We start from the raw sequence: 17334 nt of genomic DNA on the forward strand, positions 1-17334 counted from the left end.
AAAACAAAGGCCTCAAAAACTTTTAATTTCATTTGATATCAAATACTTTTGTACTAAATACAAGACCCATGAAAAAAAGAATCATAGCCAGCGGTGCAATTTTAGGAATGATTGCTATAATTTTAGGAGCTTTTGGCGCGCATGCCTTGAAAAAAGTTTTATCGATAGATCAATTGGTAACATTTGAAACTGGAGTTCGGTACCAAATGTATCATGCTTTGTTTTTACTTTTCATAGGGAACTATGATGCTCTTTCACAAAAAAAGCAAAAAGCAATTTATTATTTAGTGCTTTCGGGCGTAGCATTATTCTCAGGATCTATCTATCTTTTGGCTACCAACAACCTCACTACTTTCGATTTTAAAATTATAGGATTCGTAACGCCAATAGGCGGTCTCCTACTAATTATTGCTTGGTTTATATTATTAGCATCAATATTTGATAAAAAATCACAAAATCATCAGAATTAAAGACTAACTGAAATTTAATTTCTACTTTTGTAGTCTATTAAATGTAACTATACACACTAAATTTATGGACAATACTATGCATTTCTCGCAATCGATTTCGTTAACAGATTTAGGAATTGAAAACGTAAACATTCATTACCAGTTATCTCCAGAAGAATTACACAATATTACAATACAATCAGGTCAAGGAGTTGAGAGTTCTACAGGAGCTTTAGCCGTAAACACAGGAGAATATACAGGCCGTTCTCCACAAGATCGTTTTATTGTGCGTGATAGCATCAGTGAAGATAAAGTATGGTGGGGTAAAGTAAACATTCCGTTTGAGCCTGCTGCTTTTGAAAAACTATACAATAAAGTAACTGCTTACTTATCAAATAAAGAAGTTTATGTACGTGATTCTTACGTATGTTCTGATCCAAATTACAGATTGAATGTACGTGTGGTAACCGAAACTCCTTGGGCAAACTTGTTTTGCTACAATATGTTTTTAAGACCTGAAGCATCAGAAATAGCTACTTTTACACCAGAATGGACGGTACTTTGTGTACCAAGTTTTATGGCTGATCCAGCTGTAGATGGTACACGTCAAAGTAATTTTGCCATATTAGACTTTACTAAAAAAGTAGTTTTAATAGGCGGTACAGGATATACAGGAGAAATGAAAAAAGGAATTTTCTCTGCATTGAATTTCATTTTACCAGTTTTCAAAAACACATTGCCTATGCATTGCAGTGCCAATGTGGGTGAAAAAGGAGATACGGCTATCTTCTTTGGTTTGTCTGGAACAGGAAAAACAACTTTATCAGCTGATCCAGATCGTAAATTGATTGGTGATGATGAGCACGGATGGACTAATGAAAATACTGTTTTCAACTTTGAAGGAGGTTGCTACGCCAAAGTAATTAATCTTAGCGAGGAAAACGAACCAGATATTTTTAGAGCTATTAAAAAAGGAGCTATTCTTGAAAATGTAGTATTTAGAGAAGGTACCAATGAAGTAGATTTTGAAGATGTAAGCATCACTCAAAACACACGCGTAAGCTACCCAATTACACATATAGACAATATCCAGCCAGGATCTATAGGTAACAATCCTAAAAACATATTTTTCTTGACGGCTGATTCATTTGGTATTTTGCCTCCTATTGCAAAATTGACTCCAGGTCAAGCAGCGTACCACTTTATATCTGGTTATACCGCTAAAGTTGCCGGAACAGAAGCAGGAGTAACAGAACCACAGCCTAATTTTTCGGCTTGTTTTGGAGCACCATTTATGCCTTTGCACCCAACAAAATACGCTGAAATGTTAAGCAAAAAAATGAAAGATGCTAATGTAACGGTTTGGTTGATCAACACAGGTTGGACAGGTGGAGCTTACGGAGTAGGAAGCCGTATGAAATTAAAATACACAAGAGCCATGATCACAGCAGCACTTAACGGTGAGCTTGATAATGTTGCTTATGAAAACCACAAAGTTTTTGGAATTGCAAAACCACAATCATGTCCTAATGTTCCTAGTGAAATATTAAATCCTAGAAATACTTGGGAAAACCCAGAGCTTTACGATGAAAAAGCATTAGAACTTGCTCAAAAATTCAAAGAAAATTTTGCGAAATTTGAAGAATTTGCCAATCCAGAGATTATGGCAGGTGCTCCACTAGCATAAGTTAATTATAATTCAACACTTGTAAAGCCGTTCGTAAAGAGCGGCTTTCCTTTTTTTATGTGGTAAGATAAAAGAAATCAACATTTTAGCATGTGATTCGTTTTTTGGCGTTAAATTTGTAAGTAATCAAAACGTCCTTGTGACAAAAACACAAATCAATCAAAACAATCTACAATCATGTTAAAACAATTTTTTATTCTATGCTCAGGCGCAGACAAAGACCTTCTAGAAACGTGTTCAGAAGGTGAGCAAACAAAATATGTAGGGATAGGCGCCACCGTATTTTTTACAGCTGTTATGGCTTTTTTAGCCAGTGCTTATGCCCTATTCACCGTATTTGACAGCATTTATCCAGCAATTGCTTTTGGAGTTGTCTGGGCTTTTCTTATTTTTAATTTGGATCGTTTTATTGTTTCTACTATTCGAAAACGAGATCAGTTTGGTGCCGAATTTTTACAAGCTACACCCCGAATCATTTTAGCGATAATTATTGCCATTGTAATCTCGAAACCCTTAGAAATTAAAATTTTCGAGAAGGAAATCAATACTGTTTTGTTGAAAGAGAAAAATGCGATGGCTCTAGCCAATAAAAAAGAAGTAGCTAACTATTTCAAAAGCGATTTAGACAAAAACAAAGCCGAAGTAGACAAGTTAAAATTAGAAATAACAACCAAAGAGAAAGAGGTTAATACTTTATACGAAACCTATATCAAAGAGGCCGAAGGAACAGCAGGAACCAAAAAGTTAGGCAAAGGTCCTGTTTTTAAAGAAAAAATTGCCAAGCATGATTTGGCCAAAAAAGAACTAGACACTTTACAAAAAACCAATTTGGCCAAAATTGCCGATATGGAAAAGAGTACAAAAACTTTACAAGCTGATTTAGACAAAAAAGTTACCGAAACTCAACCTATTATTGATGGATTTGATGGTTTAATGGCCCGAATCAATGCTTTGAACAAACTGCCTTGGCTGCCATCGTTTTTTATAATGTTGCTATTTTTAGCGATTGAAACTTCTCCTATTATCGCCAAATTATTAGCACCAAAAGGCGAATACGATTTTAAATTAGAAGATCTTGAAACCGCCTTAAAAGCAACCATTGAACAAGACAAATACCAACGTTCTTTGCTGGTAAAAACAAGTGAAAGCATGCATAACAAAGTATATGCTGACATCGCAGAAGATAAAAAACTGTATGATTTACAGCGCAAAAACGCCACTGATTTACTAGAATTGCAATCTAATAATTTTGTAGAAAAACAGAAAAGAACACTTTAAAAAAAACCATTAGACATAAAAAAGGTCCTAAAGTCAAAAGTAAATTATCTTTTGACTTTAGGACTTTTGACTTTAAGACTCCAACACTATTACATGTGACTCAAGATTTCTTTCTTGAAGGCGTCGTATTCGCCTTGTAAAATCAAGCCGTTATCGAGTAGTTTTTTATAATTCTGTAGTTTTTCAAACAATTCGTCTTGAGATAAACTGGCAAGTCCTGCTTCCTTACTTGATTCTGGGACTGCTTGCGCTTGTTCATTTTCATAATTATACACTGGTGGCTGTGCTACAGGCATGATTTCGGCAAAACTGGTTACTTCTTCGGTTTCCATCTCCTCTATGATTTCAGCATCAGGAATAACCGCAGCTGGTTGTGCTTCCTCAACAGTTATTGCACTTACCGCGCCTGTTTTTAAAATATCAAGTTGCTCCTTGGCATACGTAAAAATTTTACGGGCTTGTATTTTTGGAATATAATCAATAGATACTTCCATGTTGGTTCTAGTTGTAAATGAAAACTCTGACCCTAGAATGTTTTCCTTAACGAAAGTTCCCTCTATTTCATCCCAAGTATAATCAATAAAATTCATAGACAACCCAAGGTTTTTAGGCTGACAAATAATGATTCGTTTGTTTGTTAGAACAATACTATCTGGTAAGACTGTAATAGCTGGTTTTTTTTGAACCGCTATATAACCTACCTCTTCGTTTTTCATTAATAAATCACTCAGCTTAGCAGCAATTTTTTCGATTGCTTTTGGGTCTTGGTCTTCGTTTAAAAATTTTTTAATTTGATCTATCATTTTGTTTACAGTAGTTTTAGACTTTGTATTAATACGCTGTCAAAAGTAATACCAATTTTATTTTTTTGCACTCATGGTGTGTAATTTTGTCTCCTTATATCTCAATTTAATTATTAATTATCTATAGTGAATAGCAATTTGGCCTATTTGAAACACAATTTTCAAGGAATCTTTAAAAGAAAGTTTAGATCCATCAGCATGAATCCATCTTTTTAAGGGCTGTTCGCACACTAGCTTTTTAGTTTCTTCGTCCCCGTACACTTGCTTCATTCGCATTAAAATTTCTACATCAAACAACCACTTGGTCAAAAACTTGGTTTGAAAGGTTTTTTCAATCACATCTTTACTCATGATTTTAGCACCACATTGCGTGTCATTGAATTCCATTCCAATTGTTTTTCGAATGATAAAATTAATGATTTTACTAATAATGGCGCGAGCAGATTCCTTAGTAATATCAGCACCCATACGAGCCATTCTGGAACCACTAACGAATTTGAAATTTGATACTGATATTGTTTTTACAAGATCATGAAAATCTTCAAAATCTGTAGATAAATCAGCATCTAAAAAACCAATATAGTCAAATTGATCTTGCTTGGCTAGGTGAAGCATCCCTAATCGGACTGCTTCGGCTTTTCCTCCATTTTTTTCACAATCATAAATACTAATGTGATCTTCATTTCCTTCTCTTAATTTTTCAAGAACTTCCAGCGTTTTATCTTTACTTCCATCATTTACAAAACACAAATGGTATCCTAAATTTGAATTAATGAAAGTTTTGAAGTCGTCCCCTAACAAGCGAAGCTCCTCATTATAACAAGGAATTACAACACCAATACAGTTGTTCTGAATGATCTGGTTTTTCTGAGTTATTTTAGCCGGTTTACCACCCACACCTATCAACCTTTTTACACGCGCTCCTATCTCACTTAGACTGAGAGGTTTTTTCATGTAATCATCAACCCCTAAATCAAATCCTTTCACAATAATATCCTCCTCTGTATTACCAGATAAAATCATAACGGGAGTGTTGTGCCCTCTAATTACTTTTATGTGTTTTGCAATTTCAAGACCATTATGAGAGTCTAGCTCTTCCTTGGTTATTTCTTTTTCGCTTGAATATGGCATATTAATGTCGGCAATGACAAGATTGGGCAAGTGTAAATCATAGCTTTTTATTCCGTCAGAAATGGTATTGGCTGAAAATACTTCGTAACCTAAATCAACAAGGCTTTTTTCTAAAGAGAGTATCACTAACTCTTGATCGTCAATAATTAATATTTTCATACGTATGAATTTAAAGATAGATTGGTTGAAGTAAATATATCAAATTTGAATCAATAACACAATAAAATCTAAGAGTTAATGCCGCTGTAGTTACTTAATTATCAGTTTAATTAATACATTTACATAATCATCAATTTTCAGCCATTGTCAAAGGAAAAATCAAATAAATATTTAATTGCTGCCCTACTTATAGGAGTGGTTTTTCATGGTAGTGCCATATTTTTCACGCTAGAAAGTACGTATGATGCATTGATTCACATGTTTTTTGCTAATCATTATGCTACTAGTTGGTTTGAACCCTGGAATTACAGCTGGTACACAGGATTTACAGTAATGGGTTATCCTCCACTAGTACATCAGGCAATAGGATTGTTATCTTTATTAGGTGGTTTAAAGTTTGGTTTGTTTACACTGGCCATTATTGGTATTCTTTTGTTCATAACAGGGGTTTACCGCTATACCCTATTGATTACTGCCGATAGAACAGTAGCTGGTTATGCTGCCCTCGTGGCCGTATTCTCGTCATCATTTGTAGAAACCTTGCATATTTTTGGACAATTGCCCAGCATTGTTGGTGTATCAATATTAATGCACTGTATGCCCGAAATCTATCTTTGGATAAAAACTGGCAAAATCAAGAACCTTCTTAGTGCCTTTTCATTACTTGCAGTAACCATTTGCTCTCATCATGTTACTCCTATATTTGGAATGGTTTTTTTTATTTTCCCTTTGATAGGTACTGTTGTTATGGATGTATCTCGGGAAAAGGTAAACTCCTATAAAGAAATAAGATTCAAATTATTTGTACAAACCTTGTTCAAACTCTTAAAAAGGATTATCATTTTTGGAGCTGGTTCACTAGTGCTTATTGTCTTTTGTATTTTTCCGTATTGGGTAAATTCTAAGGCAAATCCTATAAATCAAGTGCCAATACCCCATGGCAGCCGCGATAATTTTCTAGAAGTAACTTCATCTGGGTTAATGTTTTTTGTCATACCATGGGGAATCTTATTTTTTATTTTACCTTATGTATTTTACCGCTATTTCAGCAAAAGATACATTTGTTTTGGATTGTCAATCACTTTGCTCACCATACTAGGGACGGGAGGCACAACGCCAATACCACTTAAGGTTTTAGGAGAAAATGCTTTTAACATTCTTACGCTTGACCGTTTTACCCTTTGGGCTTCAATTATGAGTTTACCCATGTCTGGAGAGTTTGTGTACCGGTTGATTGAAGGGGATTTAAAAACTGCTATTCAGAATAAATTTGGGAACATTTACCACCGGATTTTGGGTGCAGCCTTTGCAGGATCTTTTTTATTTTTTGCCAGTTTTACAATTACTCTTGGTTATTTTAGACCTTTTCAACCTCAAAAGATAAACACGCTTCCGCTAGTCAACTTTTTAAATCAAGATCAACACGATCAATGGCGGTATTTACCCTTAGGTTTTGGGGATCAAATGGCAACGTTATCCTCACAAACCAATGCCAAAACGGTTGATGGAAATTACCACTCAGCCCGGAGATTACCCGAGCTTACCTCACGGGCTATAGAACGACTTGAGAATTCTAAGTTTAGAGGTATGGAAGGAATTGGTTCTTTACAACAATTCTTAACCGTACCCGAAAAATACAATTTAAAATATGTGTTTTCGAATGATAAATTTTATGACCCCATACTTTATTTTTGTGGATGGCACCGCCTTTCTCAGTTAGAAAACGGCATTATGGTTTGGGAACGACTTAATATTGCTCCGTTACCAAAAGTACTCCCTAAAGATGAAGTTCCAGTATACCTTAAACTAATGTGGGGCATTATACCAATACTTACCATTATCATAGCGTTTATAGTAAATGTACAAAGTATTTTTTTTAAAGCGTTGAAATTAAAAAACGAACCAAAACCCGATTTTTTTAAGTTTAACATTTCTTACACCCAATTCCCCTTAAAACTAATATCAATTTTACATGTTTGGGTTTTTCTACTATTTGCAATTATAGCCTTTAGCGGATACAAAACGTACATTGCCAATTCTAATCAATTAAATCCTGAAAATGTAGTAAAGAGCTACTATGATGCGCTGGATTTTAAGTTTTATGAAAAAGCCCATTCGTTTATTGACCCAAAAAGCAAACTTTCTATATCACAATTCATGCTGGAAACATCTGTAGCAGATGGGATTTTAAATTCGTATGCTAAACTTGATGCCATAGAAATTCAAATTGTTAAAAAAACAGATCAGAGAACTACGCTAGTTGCCAAAACAAAATGGATTACACCTTTAGAAATCATCAATAAAGATTACTATCACGAAACTATCAAACGCAACGGAAAATGGTTTATACTTCCTCAAAAAACGCCATTAGACATACCGCCAGATCAATTTTTATCTAGCAATTTAACGGAGTATTACAAACAGGGTCGACGAAAAATAACCACACAACAAACCTATCATGAAGATGTATTAAAGCAACCTGAGCTTGAAATACTTTCGGCAAAATTAATCAAGTACAACAATGAATACGTAATTATAGGAGAATTACAAAACATAGACAATAGTCCAGCTGATGTTATTGTCAAATCTACTTTATACAATAAGTACGATAAAGAATTAGCCACATTCAATGCTAAAGACGTTATCAAACATAAAATTTTACCCAAAGAAACGACTAGTTTTAAGGTAAATTTTGAAGAGGTGTCTTGGTTGAAAAAAGAGGCTAACAAGCCTACAACTTTTAACCCTAATGAATATACCCCTAAAAATATTGCCGAAACACCATCTAACTTTGATATTCAATCAGCAGGAAATGTTGCCATAACAGATTTTTATATACAAGTAGCCCTGTCAGACCTTGTAGTAGAAAATAACCATCTAAAGGGAACGCTTTTTAATTATGGGATTCAAGAAGTAACTGTTCCAGAATTGATTGTATCTTATTACACTAAAGAAAAAGAACTTTTATATGTTGATCATTATTTTGTTAGGGAAGGTGTTCGGGTGCAACGCAAGCAATATTTTGATTATAAACTCCTTGACTTGACGAACTGTAAAATTATTTTATCATCATTAGAAAATTGCTTTGTAAATGGTTTACCTAATAAAGATCTGGCACAAACTATTGTTCCCAATAGAAACAAGGTCATGGAGAAAGAACTTTTACAAAAAGTAAATGGAAAAGGTTTTGGTTATGTAAAAATTGAATTGAATAACTATATTGGTAATCCTAAATAATGAAAAAAATAGCAGTCATACTCCTTTGTATCTGTTGCCTAGTTGTTTTTGCAGTTGTAAAAACAACTAGCACTGCAGCTACAATTACATTGGATACATCCCAAAAAAAATTTACTGCGGGAACCCCAATACTACTACAGTTTTCTTCACTAAAAGCGGTTAAAAACGCTGATTTATTTTTGATTCATTCTTACGGAAAAACAATCGTTAAGGGAAAAGTTGACAAGAATAAATTGCGGTTTAGTATTCCCGAATTATATGCCAAAAAAACAGGAACCGTTTCTTGGTATCTTATCCAAGATAGAAAGAATATTGCGGCTGGACAATTTGAAATTGTTCCTAATGATGTCACGCCTACTTTGATTGAAAATTATTTGGGTCCAACTACCATTCTCACAGGACAAGACCATTACACGATGATGGTTGCAATCCCCACGGACAGTTATGACAACCCAAAAACAGACAACACCACTGTGTTTATAAAAGATCAATTCCTAGATAACATTACTGTTACCACTAAGAAAACGGCTGATTTTATAGCATGGAAAAACATTTACTCCAGAACAATATCAGGAAAGATGCTCATTTCAACACAATGCAATACGGCATTATCAAAGGAATTTGAAACCGAAATTACGCCATCAATAGCCACAAACTTTACTATTGATTATGCTAGGAACCATCAATTTGCAGATGGAAACCAAATTACCAAACTAAAAACTTCGATTATTAAAGATCAATTTGGCAATTTAGTAGGAGATGGTACCCTAGTTACATTTCAAGTAACTACAAAAAATAATAATTTCCTAAAAACATTTGCAGCCACTATAAATGGTGTGGCTATTGCACAGTTATTGCATCCTGATCATCAAGAAATTTATACGGTAAAAGCCTATGTTACGGGCATGGCCGAGAGCAGACCCATTCAAATTGCGTATCAAGCACTGATAAGAGATTTTCCTTATCAGTTTCTTGAAAAAAATCGGAAAATTGTGGTAGGGCCATTAACCAGTTTCATGAACCAAATAGTTCCAGATGGAATAAAAGTAGAACTAAAAATATTTCATAAAAACAAATTAATAGAAACAAAAATTGTTGAAAGTGCCAAAGGATTAGCTACATTTATACTATTGCCTCCTTTTTACAAACAATCCGCTTATCAATTTGAAATTACCACTCTAGGCATCACCAAGAAAACCGAAACCATACCGTATGAAAATTATCAATAACCGAAATATTTACAAAGCGGCCTTTATACTATCCTTTATCGTGATTAGTATTTTTACGCTATTTGGTATGGCAAAAATTCTGGATTACTTGAATACTGGTGCTGACAGAAGTGCCATGTTACACCTTGAAACAAAAAGTGAGGATGTCTACTTACCCAAAGTAACCTGGACCAAACTTGAAAATCCAGCGCGTGAAATGGAGAAAAATACATTAGGAAAAATTGAACGGGACTACCTCTTTTCTTGGCACATAAAAAACAAAGCCTTACAAAATAACACTCCAAAAGGCATTGACGATTATTATACCATGAACACGCGTGATAATCTATACAAAGTCATTCAAAACAACAAAGCCCAAAAAATTACAATTGAAAACACCACACTAAAACATTTTCCCGAATTAGAATTCTACAGTGAAGACGGGCAACTAGTTGTTTTTACAGATAAAAACGTGATTGAGTTTCAAAAAATTTACTTGAATAAAAATTTACTCACTACGGTACAAGACACCGCAACATACAAAGTAATGATGCTGCTTGAAGATGGATACTGGCGTGTGCGTCATTTTCAAAAAATGGAACCTTCTCCATTTGTTAAAGACTCCATACAACCAGAACCCGAGTACAGTATTCAAGAGGATAAAATCCTTAAAAACAAAAAACAATTTGTTATCAAAGGTATTAATTACTATCCAAAAAATTCAGCTTGGGATACCTTTGGGAAACACTTTAACAAGGATACTATTGCAAAGGATTTTGACATCATCAAAAAATCAAATTTAAACTCTATACGGGTTTTTATTCAATACGATGATTTTGGGAAAGCCAACATTATCCCAGAAAAATTGGAAAAGCTTAAAACCCTTTTAGATTTGGCAGCAGCCAAAAATCTTGGGGTTATGGTAACTTTATTTGATTTTTACAGTGACTATTCTTTAGACAGCTGGACCTTAACACACAGGCATGCAGAGCAAATAGTATCAACATTTAAAGACCATAAAGCAATCATAGCTTGGGATTTAAAAAACGAGCCCAATTTAGATTTTGAAAACAGAGGTAAAGAAAATGTTTTGCAATGGCTTGACCACATGATTACGGTAGTTAGAGAAAATGACCCCAAACACTTAATTACAATTGGCTGGTCAAACTCTGTAGCGGCCTCACAACTGGCTGATAAAGTAGATTTTGTTTCGTATCACTTTTACAATGATATAAAGCACCTTGAGTATGAAACCAATACTTTAATCAAAACAGTTAAGAAACCGGTTGTAATTCAAGAATTTGGAGTTCCTTCTTACGGCGGGATTTGGAATTTATGGGAAAGTAGTTTAGAAAATCAAGCCCAATATCACCAAAAAATGCAAGCGTATTTCAAGAAAAACAATTATTCCTTTATGTCCTGGACATTGTATGATTTTCCAAAAGTACCGGATCAAGTTGCTGGAAAATGGCCTTGGCAAAAAAACAGGCAAAAACAATTTGGGTTTATTGATGTTAAAGGAAAAAACAAACCCGCGTACAAATACATTTCGAATTAAAATTTAGATTTTATAATTTTTTGGAATGTTTTCAAATACATGTCTGTAATTGTTGCCATAGATAAAGCGCTTGCTGCTTTAAAGTTCTGCATAGCAATTGATTTTCGATTTGCATCATCATTAATTATTTTCTCTATTGCAGTTGCAAGTGATTCAGCACTTTCAGGATTAAAAAACTCGCCTTTATACCCCTCTTCTTCTACTAGTAATGCTAAATCTCCCAGATCTGGCATGACTACAGCTTTGCCATAACTACCTGCTTGATGTAACACCCCAGAACTCCCTGTGGTAGAAGTGTACGGAAAAGCAACAACTGTACTGTTTCCAAAGATTACGGGTACATCTTTCTCCTCAACATATCCTGTAAATCGAATACCAGGAATATCTTTGTATTTTTCTTGAACACTCACTAAATAGCCAGGCGTATTAGGACTATCAGTACCTGCGACAACTACTTCTATGGCTTCTGAACTACGTTTTCTAATAATTATAGCTGCTTCTATCAAAATTTCGACTTTTTTATAGGTTCCAAATTTCCCAAAAGCCATAATTTGTTTTGGTCCTGGAACTAAGTCAAACGAGGGTTCGTCAATGGTATCAAAAGTTCCATGTGGTACTACAATAACATTATTTACTTTGTATTTCTTTACCAGTACCTCTACATATTTGTTGATAGTTACTGCCACGACATCAGACTTTAATATAAATTTGGTCAATGAAGTGCCTACAAAATTATAGAAACGTTGCGCTAGTTTATTATCTGTAAAACCAGCACTCTCCAGATCAACTTGCTCTAGGATGTTGTGTAGCAAGGAAACTGTTGGGATAGAATTCAATCGTAAAACCGAAGGAATCATGAGTCCTAAAGCTGCAGGAACCTTTTTATCGCCAAATTTCATGAATTGCAAATTAATCAAAACAGCATCTGGTTTTTCAGCACGTATGGCATCCATGATAGAAATAATATTGGTGTAACTATTAAATGACCAGCATTCCCTCACCTTAACTTTATCACTGTTTTCAAAGTCCAGTTGCTTAGCATCTTGAGTTTTATCACACAGTAAAATCACCTCTGAGATTTCATTTTTTTGTGCAAAATTTTTAACTAAATGATATCCATATTCGTTAAGAGTTACTTTACTTGGTGGAAAAGCTGTGATTACGGCTACTTTCATGTGCTTTAAATTTGGTTTAATAATTAGGCATTGGTTATTTACTGTAATGAAATACGATTTTTATAAAAGAAATATAACAATTGGAAAAAAAGCAAGGTTACCATGGCAATAATTTGCATGTGAACCACTTGTTCCAAAGAATTGTGGTAAAAAATAATTAAACCGATTTGTGCAGAACCCAAAACAGCCGAGACTACTACAGGAATGTATTGATTTAAGGACAAATAGTAATAGGCAAAAATATTAGCCACTGCAAAAAGTGAGGTTGCAAGCGCATACTTCCAAAGTAAGTAAGAGATAGAAACATAAGCTTTACCAAACATGATTTGCACTACGAAATTTGGAAATATAGCGGTAAACAAAACAATAAAGGAAGATAAAACTACAATATAACTCACATATTTAAGCAAAATAGGAAGCGTATCCTGATTGTCTTTTTTCATTTGAATCACTTTAGGTAACAAAAGCATTACAAACATCCAAGCCACAAAATACACCACGCGCCCTATTAAGGCAAGTGATGCATACAAACCCGCATCAGTATTACTAAAATAATGTTTGACTAATATAATATCACTATTATTTATAATGATTTGAGTACACTCATAAAAAGCGGTCAAGGCAAAAAAAACAACAATCGATTGATGATTAATTGTTGTGGCACACAAAGGATCTAATTGCTTGAAAATTGCTTTTTGAAAAGGGATTAATCCCGCAACAAAAGACAGTAAAATACCCACAGAGACTACAACAGAACTAGGAATTGAAGTAAATATAAATAATACCGGAATTGTAAACAACAACCTACTCCCCATTTCGGTTTGATATGTTGTTGCCAGTTTTGAAAGACTATTTTGACCTTGATACAAACCTCTGTTTACACTCATTACAAAATACAAGGGAACACCTATCCCAAAAATATAAAACATAGACGCAGTTTGAGTATGAAAAAGAACCTGCAATTCGCGATAAAAAACAACAATAATGATACCCAAAACAATACCCAAAATAATTGCATATTTCAAGATAAACTTCAGGAATAACAATAATTGATTGTCTTTAAAAAGTACTGCATATTTAGCGGATACTATTTGAAACGTCATCCCTATAAAAGATAGTATGAGCAGTAAGGTGATTAATATAGCCGCATCAGAAAATGCTTCGGGACCTAAAAGCCTACCCAAAATTAAATTGTACAAATAATTACCTCCGTTTACCAATAATATGGTCAACATAAAAAGCTGTTCTGGACCTAATGTTTTTGGAATTCTTGAGGTAATACTATTAATTAATTTCATTTAGTCCACATTTTAAATTTAAAATTATAGTAATAAATAATTAGAATCCAAAGCATCAAAACAAGCTGAAATACATTTGTTTTTTCTACCGATGATGAAAAAGGATTTATCATCCTTTTGTGCTTTTTCATATATAGCCAGAACATTTCGGGTAGTATACGCATCCATAGATTCTACTTTTTCAAATGAAACTACAATACCATTTGAAGTAGAGAGCAAACTGTTTAAATGATTTTCTAAATATACACTGTTTTCTGAACTCAACAATCCCTTAATTTCATAAACCCCAGAATTATACGTTATATGTACTGCCATGTAATTTGTATTGAAATTAAAATTTTTTCTTTGTCAAATGTCGCACATTATTAAAAACAAGCATTAATACTTAGATGAATAACCTAAAAGTGTAGACGAAATATTACGATTTAATACTTAACTTGCAATAACGAATCTTACACCTTACAACTATGAATTTACTACAAAAAATTGCGCTTGTATTTATTAGTCTACTTAGTTTTACACTACAAGCTCAAGACATGAATGTGGGATTTAGCCATCTAGAAAAAGGAGAATTTGCAAAAGCAGAACTTTTTTTTAAAGATATCCTTAAATACTATCCAAAAAATAAAACAGCCCGACTATGCTATGCTAGAGCCATAGGTTTAAACAATCAAGCTCCTGCAGCACTTGAAAATTTCATTCAATTAAAGAGTGAATATCCCGGAGATTTAGAAATAGAATTAAATTATGCCGAATCTTTGCTTTGGAACAAAAAATTTGACGAGGCTAAAGTATTTTATAGCGAGCTTGTTCAAAAAAACCCAACTAATTTTGTAGCGCATCTTGGCTTTGCCAATACCTTATCCAATTTAAAAGAATATCAAAACGCACTAGCAAACGTAAACAAAGCCCTAGAATTGTCAGCTGCAAACCCAGGTGCTTTGGTTTCCAGAAAATATATTAAATTAGGGTATGGTTACCAATATGTGAATGAAAAAAAATACGCAGAAGCCGAGGCGTTTTATGATGAAATCCTAGTTGATTTTCCATTAGATAAAGAAACTCTGATGAATAAGGCTAATATGTACCTCATCACAAAAGATATTGCCAAAGGAAATGCGGTGTACCAATTACTATCAAAAGACCATCCCGTACTGGCTTTAAATGGACTTTCACTTCTAGCACACATTGACAATAAAGAAAAAGAGGCCTTAAAACTAGCTACTGAATCCTTATCCTTATCGCAAAACATAAGTGATGAAAGTTTAAAAAAACAAACTCAAGAGCGATATGCCCAAGCCTTGATTTGGAATAAAAAATACAAAGAAGCTAAAGTATATATTGAAGCATTACAATTGAAATACCCCAATGAAAACTGGGTTTTGTCACTAGCAGCAACGCTGGATATTTACAAAAGTAATTTCCCAGATAGCATCACTTATTATAAAAAAATTTTAGAAAACGACACAAAATCATTTGATGGTAACTTAGGTATTGCCAATGCTTACAAAGCATCTGGTGAGACAAGTATGGCGTATCAGGCAGCTATCACTACTTTATCCATTTTTAATAATCAAGGAGATGCACTTCAATTTATAAAAAAAATGAAAGAAGATTTTACTCCTTTTATCGAAGAAAAATTAAGCTACTCTTTTGATAATGGTAATAATACAGCTATAGCCACAAGAACAGCTGTTACAATACCTTTGTCTATAAAATGGACCGTAAATGCAACCTATCAATACCGTAAAACTGAAAATACAGTTACATTGAAAAATGCACAAAGTAATGATTACTTGATTGGAGCAAGTTATCAATTTCATCCTAAAATAAGTTACACCTTTGAGACTGGGGTAAATACTGCAAGTTCATTGACTTCTAATTACAACCAACTTTTATTGCATACTTATTTCAAGATGAAGCCTATGAAACTTCAAGATCTTGAAGTGGGTTACAAGCGTGAGATGCAAAACTTTAATACTGATCTTATTGACAAGCAAATTGCTACCAACAACTATTATTTAAATTATAATTTGAGTACCAACTTTAATTTTGGTTGGTTTACTCAATATTTTTTCACTTCGCAAACAGATAACAACAATCGAAATTTATTATTTACCTCTTTTTACTATAATTTCCTCTCTAAACCTGTTCTAAAAGGTGGATTAAACTATCAATACATAGCTTTTAAAGATCGCGTTCCTACTGATTATTTTAGTCCAAAGAAATTCAACGCTGTAGAACTATTTTTAGAAGTATTAAAAGACGAAAAAATTATTGAGTCTAAATCTTGGTTTTACAATGCTAACTTGGCTACAGGATACCAGTTTATTGAAGACAATTCAAAACAGTGGACCTATCGTATTCAAGGAAAATTAGGCTATAAATTTTCGGATAGGCTGTTGAGTAATATTTATGTAACCCGAAGTAATATTGCCTCTACTACTGCATCTGGATTTACTTTTAATGAATTTGGCTTACGAGTAAAATGGAATTTAACCCGTGATCCTTTGTTTACACTCAAGTAAAACTATTTTATACATATTATTTACAAAGAAAGACTGCTCTTGCTAGCAGTCTTTCTTTGTTTTTTATTCATGGAAATAATATAAAATGGGTTTAAGTTTGATGTAAAAAGTATCCTTTCAACTTAAAATCTCTCTTATAAATCAAAGTTTCGTTTTTAGTATAAACAAAAAAGACTGCTCGTGGCAGCAGTCTTTTTTTACTAACTCAACAATGAAACTAAAAAATTAAACTTGCTTTTAAAAACTATTTATACTAAATAAGAATATTTTCATAATCTATTAAAACAGCATTTAAAAAATTTGATTTGGGGTCAAAAAGGGTTTACTTCTTGATTGCTTAACAAAGATACATACAAACTAAAGATAGAAAGTAATGTTTTCGATAAGTGAATAATAACCTTAGGTAAACGGTTTAAGAGTGTAGCCAAATGAAATTTTGTAAGAATAATTTTGAGGACAAGTTTTTATTTAGTTTGCTAATTGTAGATCCTCATTATCAATACCAATTGCTTTTCGCACATCAGCGGTATTTGGGAGGTAAATTTTATCATTCGTCGTTTTCAGAAAAGGCCTTATCGTAGCAATACTTACAATAGTTATTGATGCACTATTATTACTCAATTTTAAGACTTCGTGCTTAGTTAATGGTCCTGCCCAGTCTACACTGTAACAGTAGCCTAACGCATTTTTTCTTACGAAAGTAATGTTAGCGTCATTTATTACAGTCCATTTTGTGGAAACTAAAAAGTAACCAGATAACTCATTGTTTGAAGAATCAAGAGCTAAAGTTACAGTGTTGGGTAGATTTACTTTCATACTTATT

The 17334-nt window shown here is 33.5% G+C and carries 13 protein-coding genes; 7 read left to right on the top strand and 6 right to left on the bottom strand.

What is annotated here, in order from left to right:
* The first annotated feature begins 68 nt into the window (after positions 1-68).
* The 3 genes from AC061E_RS03810 (at position 69) to AC061E_RS03820 (ending at position 3414) form a co-directional block, all read left to right on the top strand.
* Positions 69-470: a DUF423 domain-containing protein gene (locus AC061E_RS03810; protein WP_478285074.1), complete on the top strand. Its 402-nt coding sequence runs from the start codon at positions 69-71 to the stop codon at positions 468-470.
* Between the two features lie 64 nt (positions 471-534).
* A complete protein-coding gene (pckA, locus tag AC061E_RS03815; protein ID WP_478285075.1) occupies positions 535-2136 on the top strand; it encodes a phosphoenolpyruvate carboxykinase (ATP) in 1602 nt (533 codons plus the stop codon).
* A gap of 177 nt (positions 2137-2313) precedes the next feature.
* The gene (locus tag AC061E_RS03820) at positions 2314-3414 is read left to right on the top strand and encodes a DUF4407 domain-containing protein (RefSeq protein ID WP_478285076.1); all 1101 of its coding nucleotides are present in this window, start codon (positions 2314-2316) and stop codon (positions 3412-3414) included.
* A gap of 89 nt (positions 3415-3503) precedes the next feature.
* Here AC061E_RS03820 and AC061E_RS03825 read toward each other — a convergent pair whose 3' ends face one another.
* The gene (locus AC061E_RS03825) at positions 3504-4217 is read right to left on the bottom strand and encodes a PH domain-containing protein (RefSeq protein ID WP_478285077.1); all 714 of its coding nucleotides are present in this window, start codon (positions 4215-4217) and stop codon (positions 3504-3506) included.
* Between the two features lie 117 nt (positions 4218-4334).
* Positions 4335-5507: a glycosyltransferase gene (locus AC061E_RS03830; protein WP_478285078.1), complete on the bottom strand. Its 1173-nt coding sequence runs from the start codon at positions 5505-5507 to the stop codon at positions 4335-4337.
* 144 nt (positions 5508-5651) lie between these two features.
* On the opposite strand from AC061E_RS03830, the gene AC061E_RS03835 reads away from it, so the two are divergent.
* The 3 genes from AC061E_RS03835 to AC061E_RS03845 are packed head-to-tail and all read left to right on the top strand — an operon-like array spanning position 5652 to position 11510.
* The gene (locus AC061E_RS03835) at positions 5652-8744 is read left to right on the top strand and encodes a putative glycosyltransferase family protein (RefSeq protein ID WP_478285079.1); all 3093 of its coding nucleotides are present in this window, start codon (positions 5652-5654) and stop codon (positions 8742-8744) included.
* Positions 8744-9973: a hypothetical protein gene (locus AC061E_RS03840; RefSeq protein WP_478285080.1), complete on the top strand. Its 1230-nt coding sequence runs from the start codon at positions 8744-8746 to the stop codon at positions 9971-9973. The genes AC061E_RS03835 and AC061E_RS03840 overlap by 1 nt, the downstream gene beginning before the upstream one ends.
* Positions 9957-11510 (top strand): glycoside hydrolase family 2 TIM barrel-domain containing protein, encoded by a 1554-nt coding sequence (locus AC061E_RS03845; protein WP_478285081.1) that lies wholly within the window; start codon positions 9957-9959, stop codon positions 11508-11510. Before AC061E_RS03840 ends, AC061E_RS03845 begins: the two co-directional genes overlap by 17 nt.
* Here AC061E_RS03845 and AC061E_RS03850 read toward each other — a convergent pair.
* Genes AC061E_RS03850 through AC061E_RS03860 form a run of 3 tightly spaced genes read right to left on the bottom strand, consistent with a single transcriptional unit; the run spans position 11507 to position 14298 of the window.
* Positions 11507-12685, bottom strand: coding sequence for a glycosyltransferase (locus AC061E_RS03850; protein WP_478285082.1), 1179 nt, complete (start codon positions 12683-12685; stop codon positions 11507-11509). The genes AC061E_RS03845 and AC061E_RS03850 overlap by 4 nt on opposite strands.
* A gap of 38 nt (positions 12686-12723) precedes the next feature.
* Positions 12724-13983: an MATE family efflux transporter gene (locus AC061E_RS03855; RefSeq protein ID WP_478285083.1), complete on the bottom strand. Its 1260-nt coding sequence runs from the start codon at positions 13981-13983 to the stop codon at positions 12724-12726.
* A gap of 24 nt (positions 13984-14007) precedes the next feature.
* The gene (locus AC061E_RS03860) at positions 14008-14298 is read right to left on the bottom strand and encodes an STAS domain-containing protein (RefSeq protein ID WP_478285084.1); all 291 of its coding nucleotides are present in this window, start codon (positions 14296-14298) and stop codon (positions 14008-14010) included.
* 152 nt (positions 14299-14450) lie between these two features.
* Between AC061E_RS03860 and AC061E_RS03865 the strand changes: the two genes are divergently transcribed.
* Positions 14451-16511, top strand: a complete 2061-nt coding sequence (locus AC061E_RS03865; protein WP_478285085.1) for a tetratricopeptide repeat protein — start codon at positions 14451-14453, stop codon at positions 16509-16511.
* 468 nt (positions 16512-16979) lie between these two features.
* Here the strand turns inward: AC061E_RS03865 and AC061E_RS03870 are convergent, their stop codons facing one another.
* Positions 16980-17327 carry a hypothetical protein gene (locus AC061E_RS03870; protein ID WP_478285086.1) on the bottom strand — a complete coding sequence of 116 codons (348 nt, stop codon included), beginning with the start codon at positions 17325-17327 and terminating at the stop codon, positions 16980-16982.
* Between the last annotated feature and the right edge of the window lie 7 nt (positions 17328-17334).

Source organism: Flavobacterium sp. GNP011, assembly GCF_056428925.1.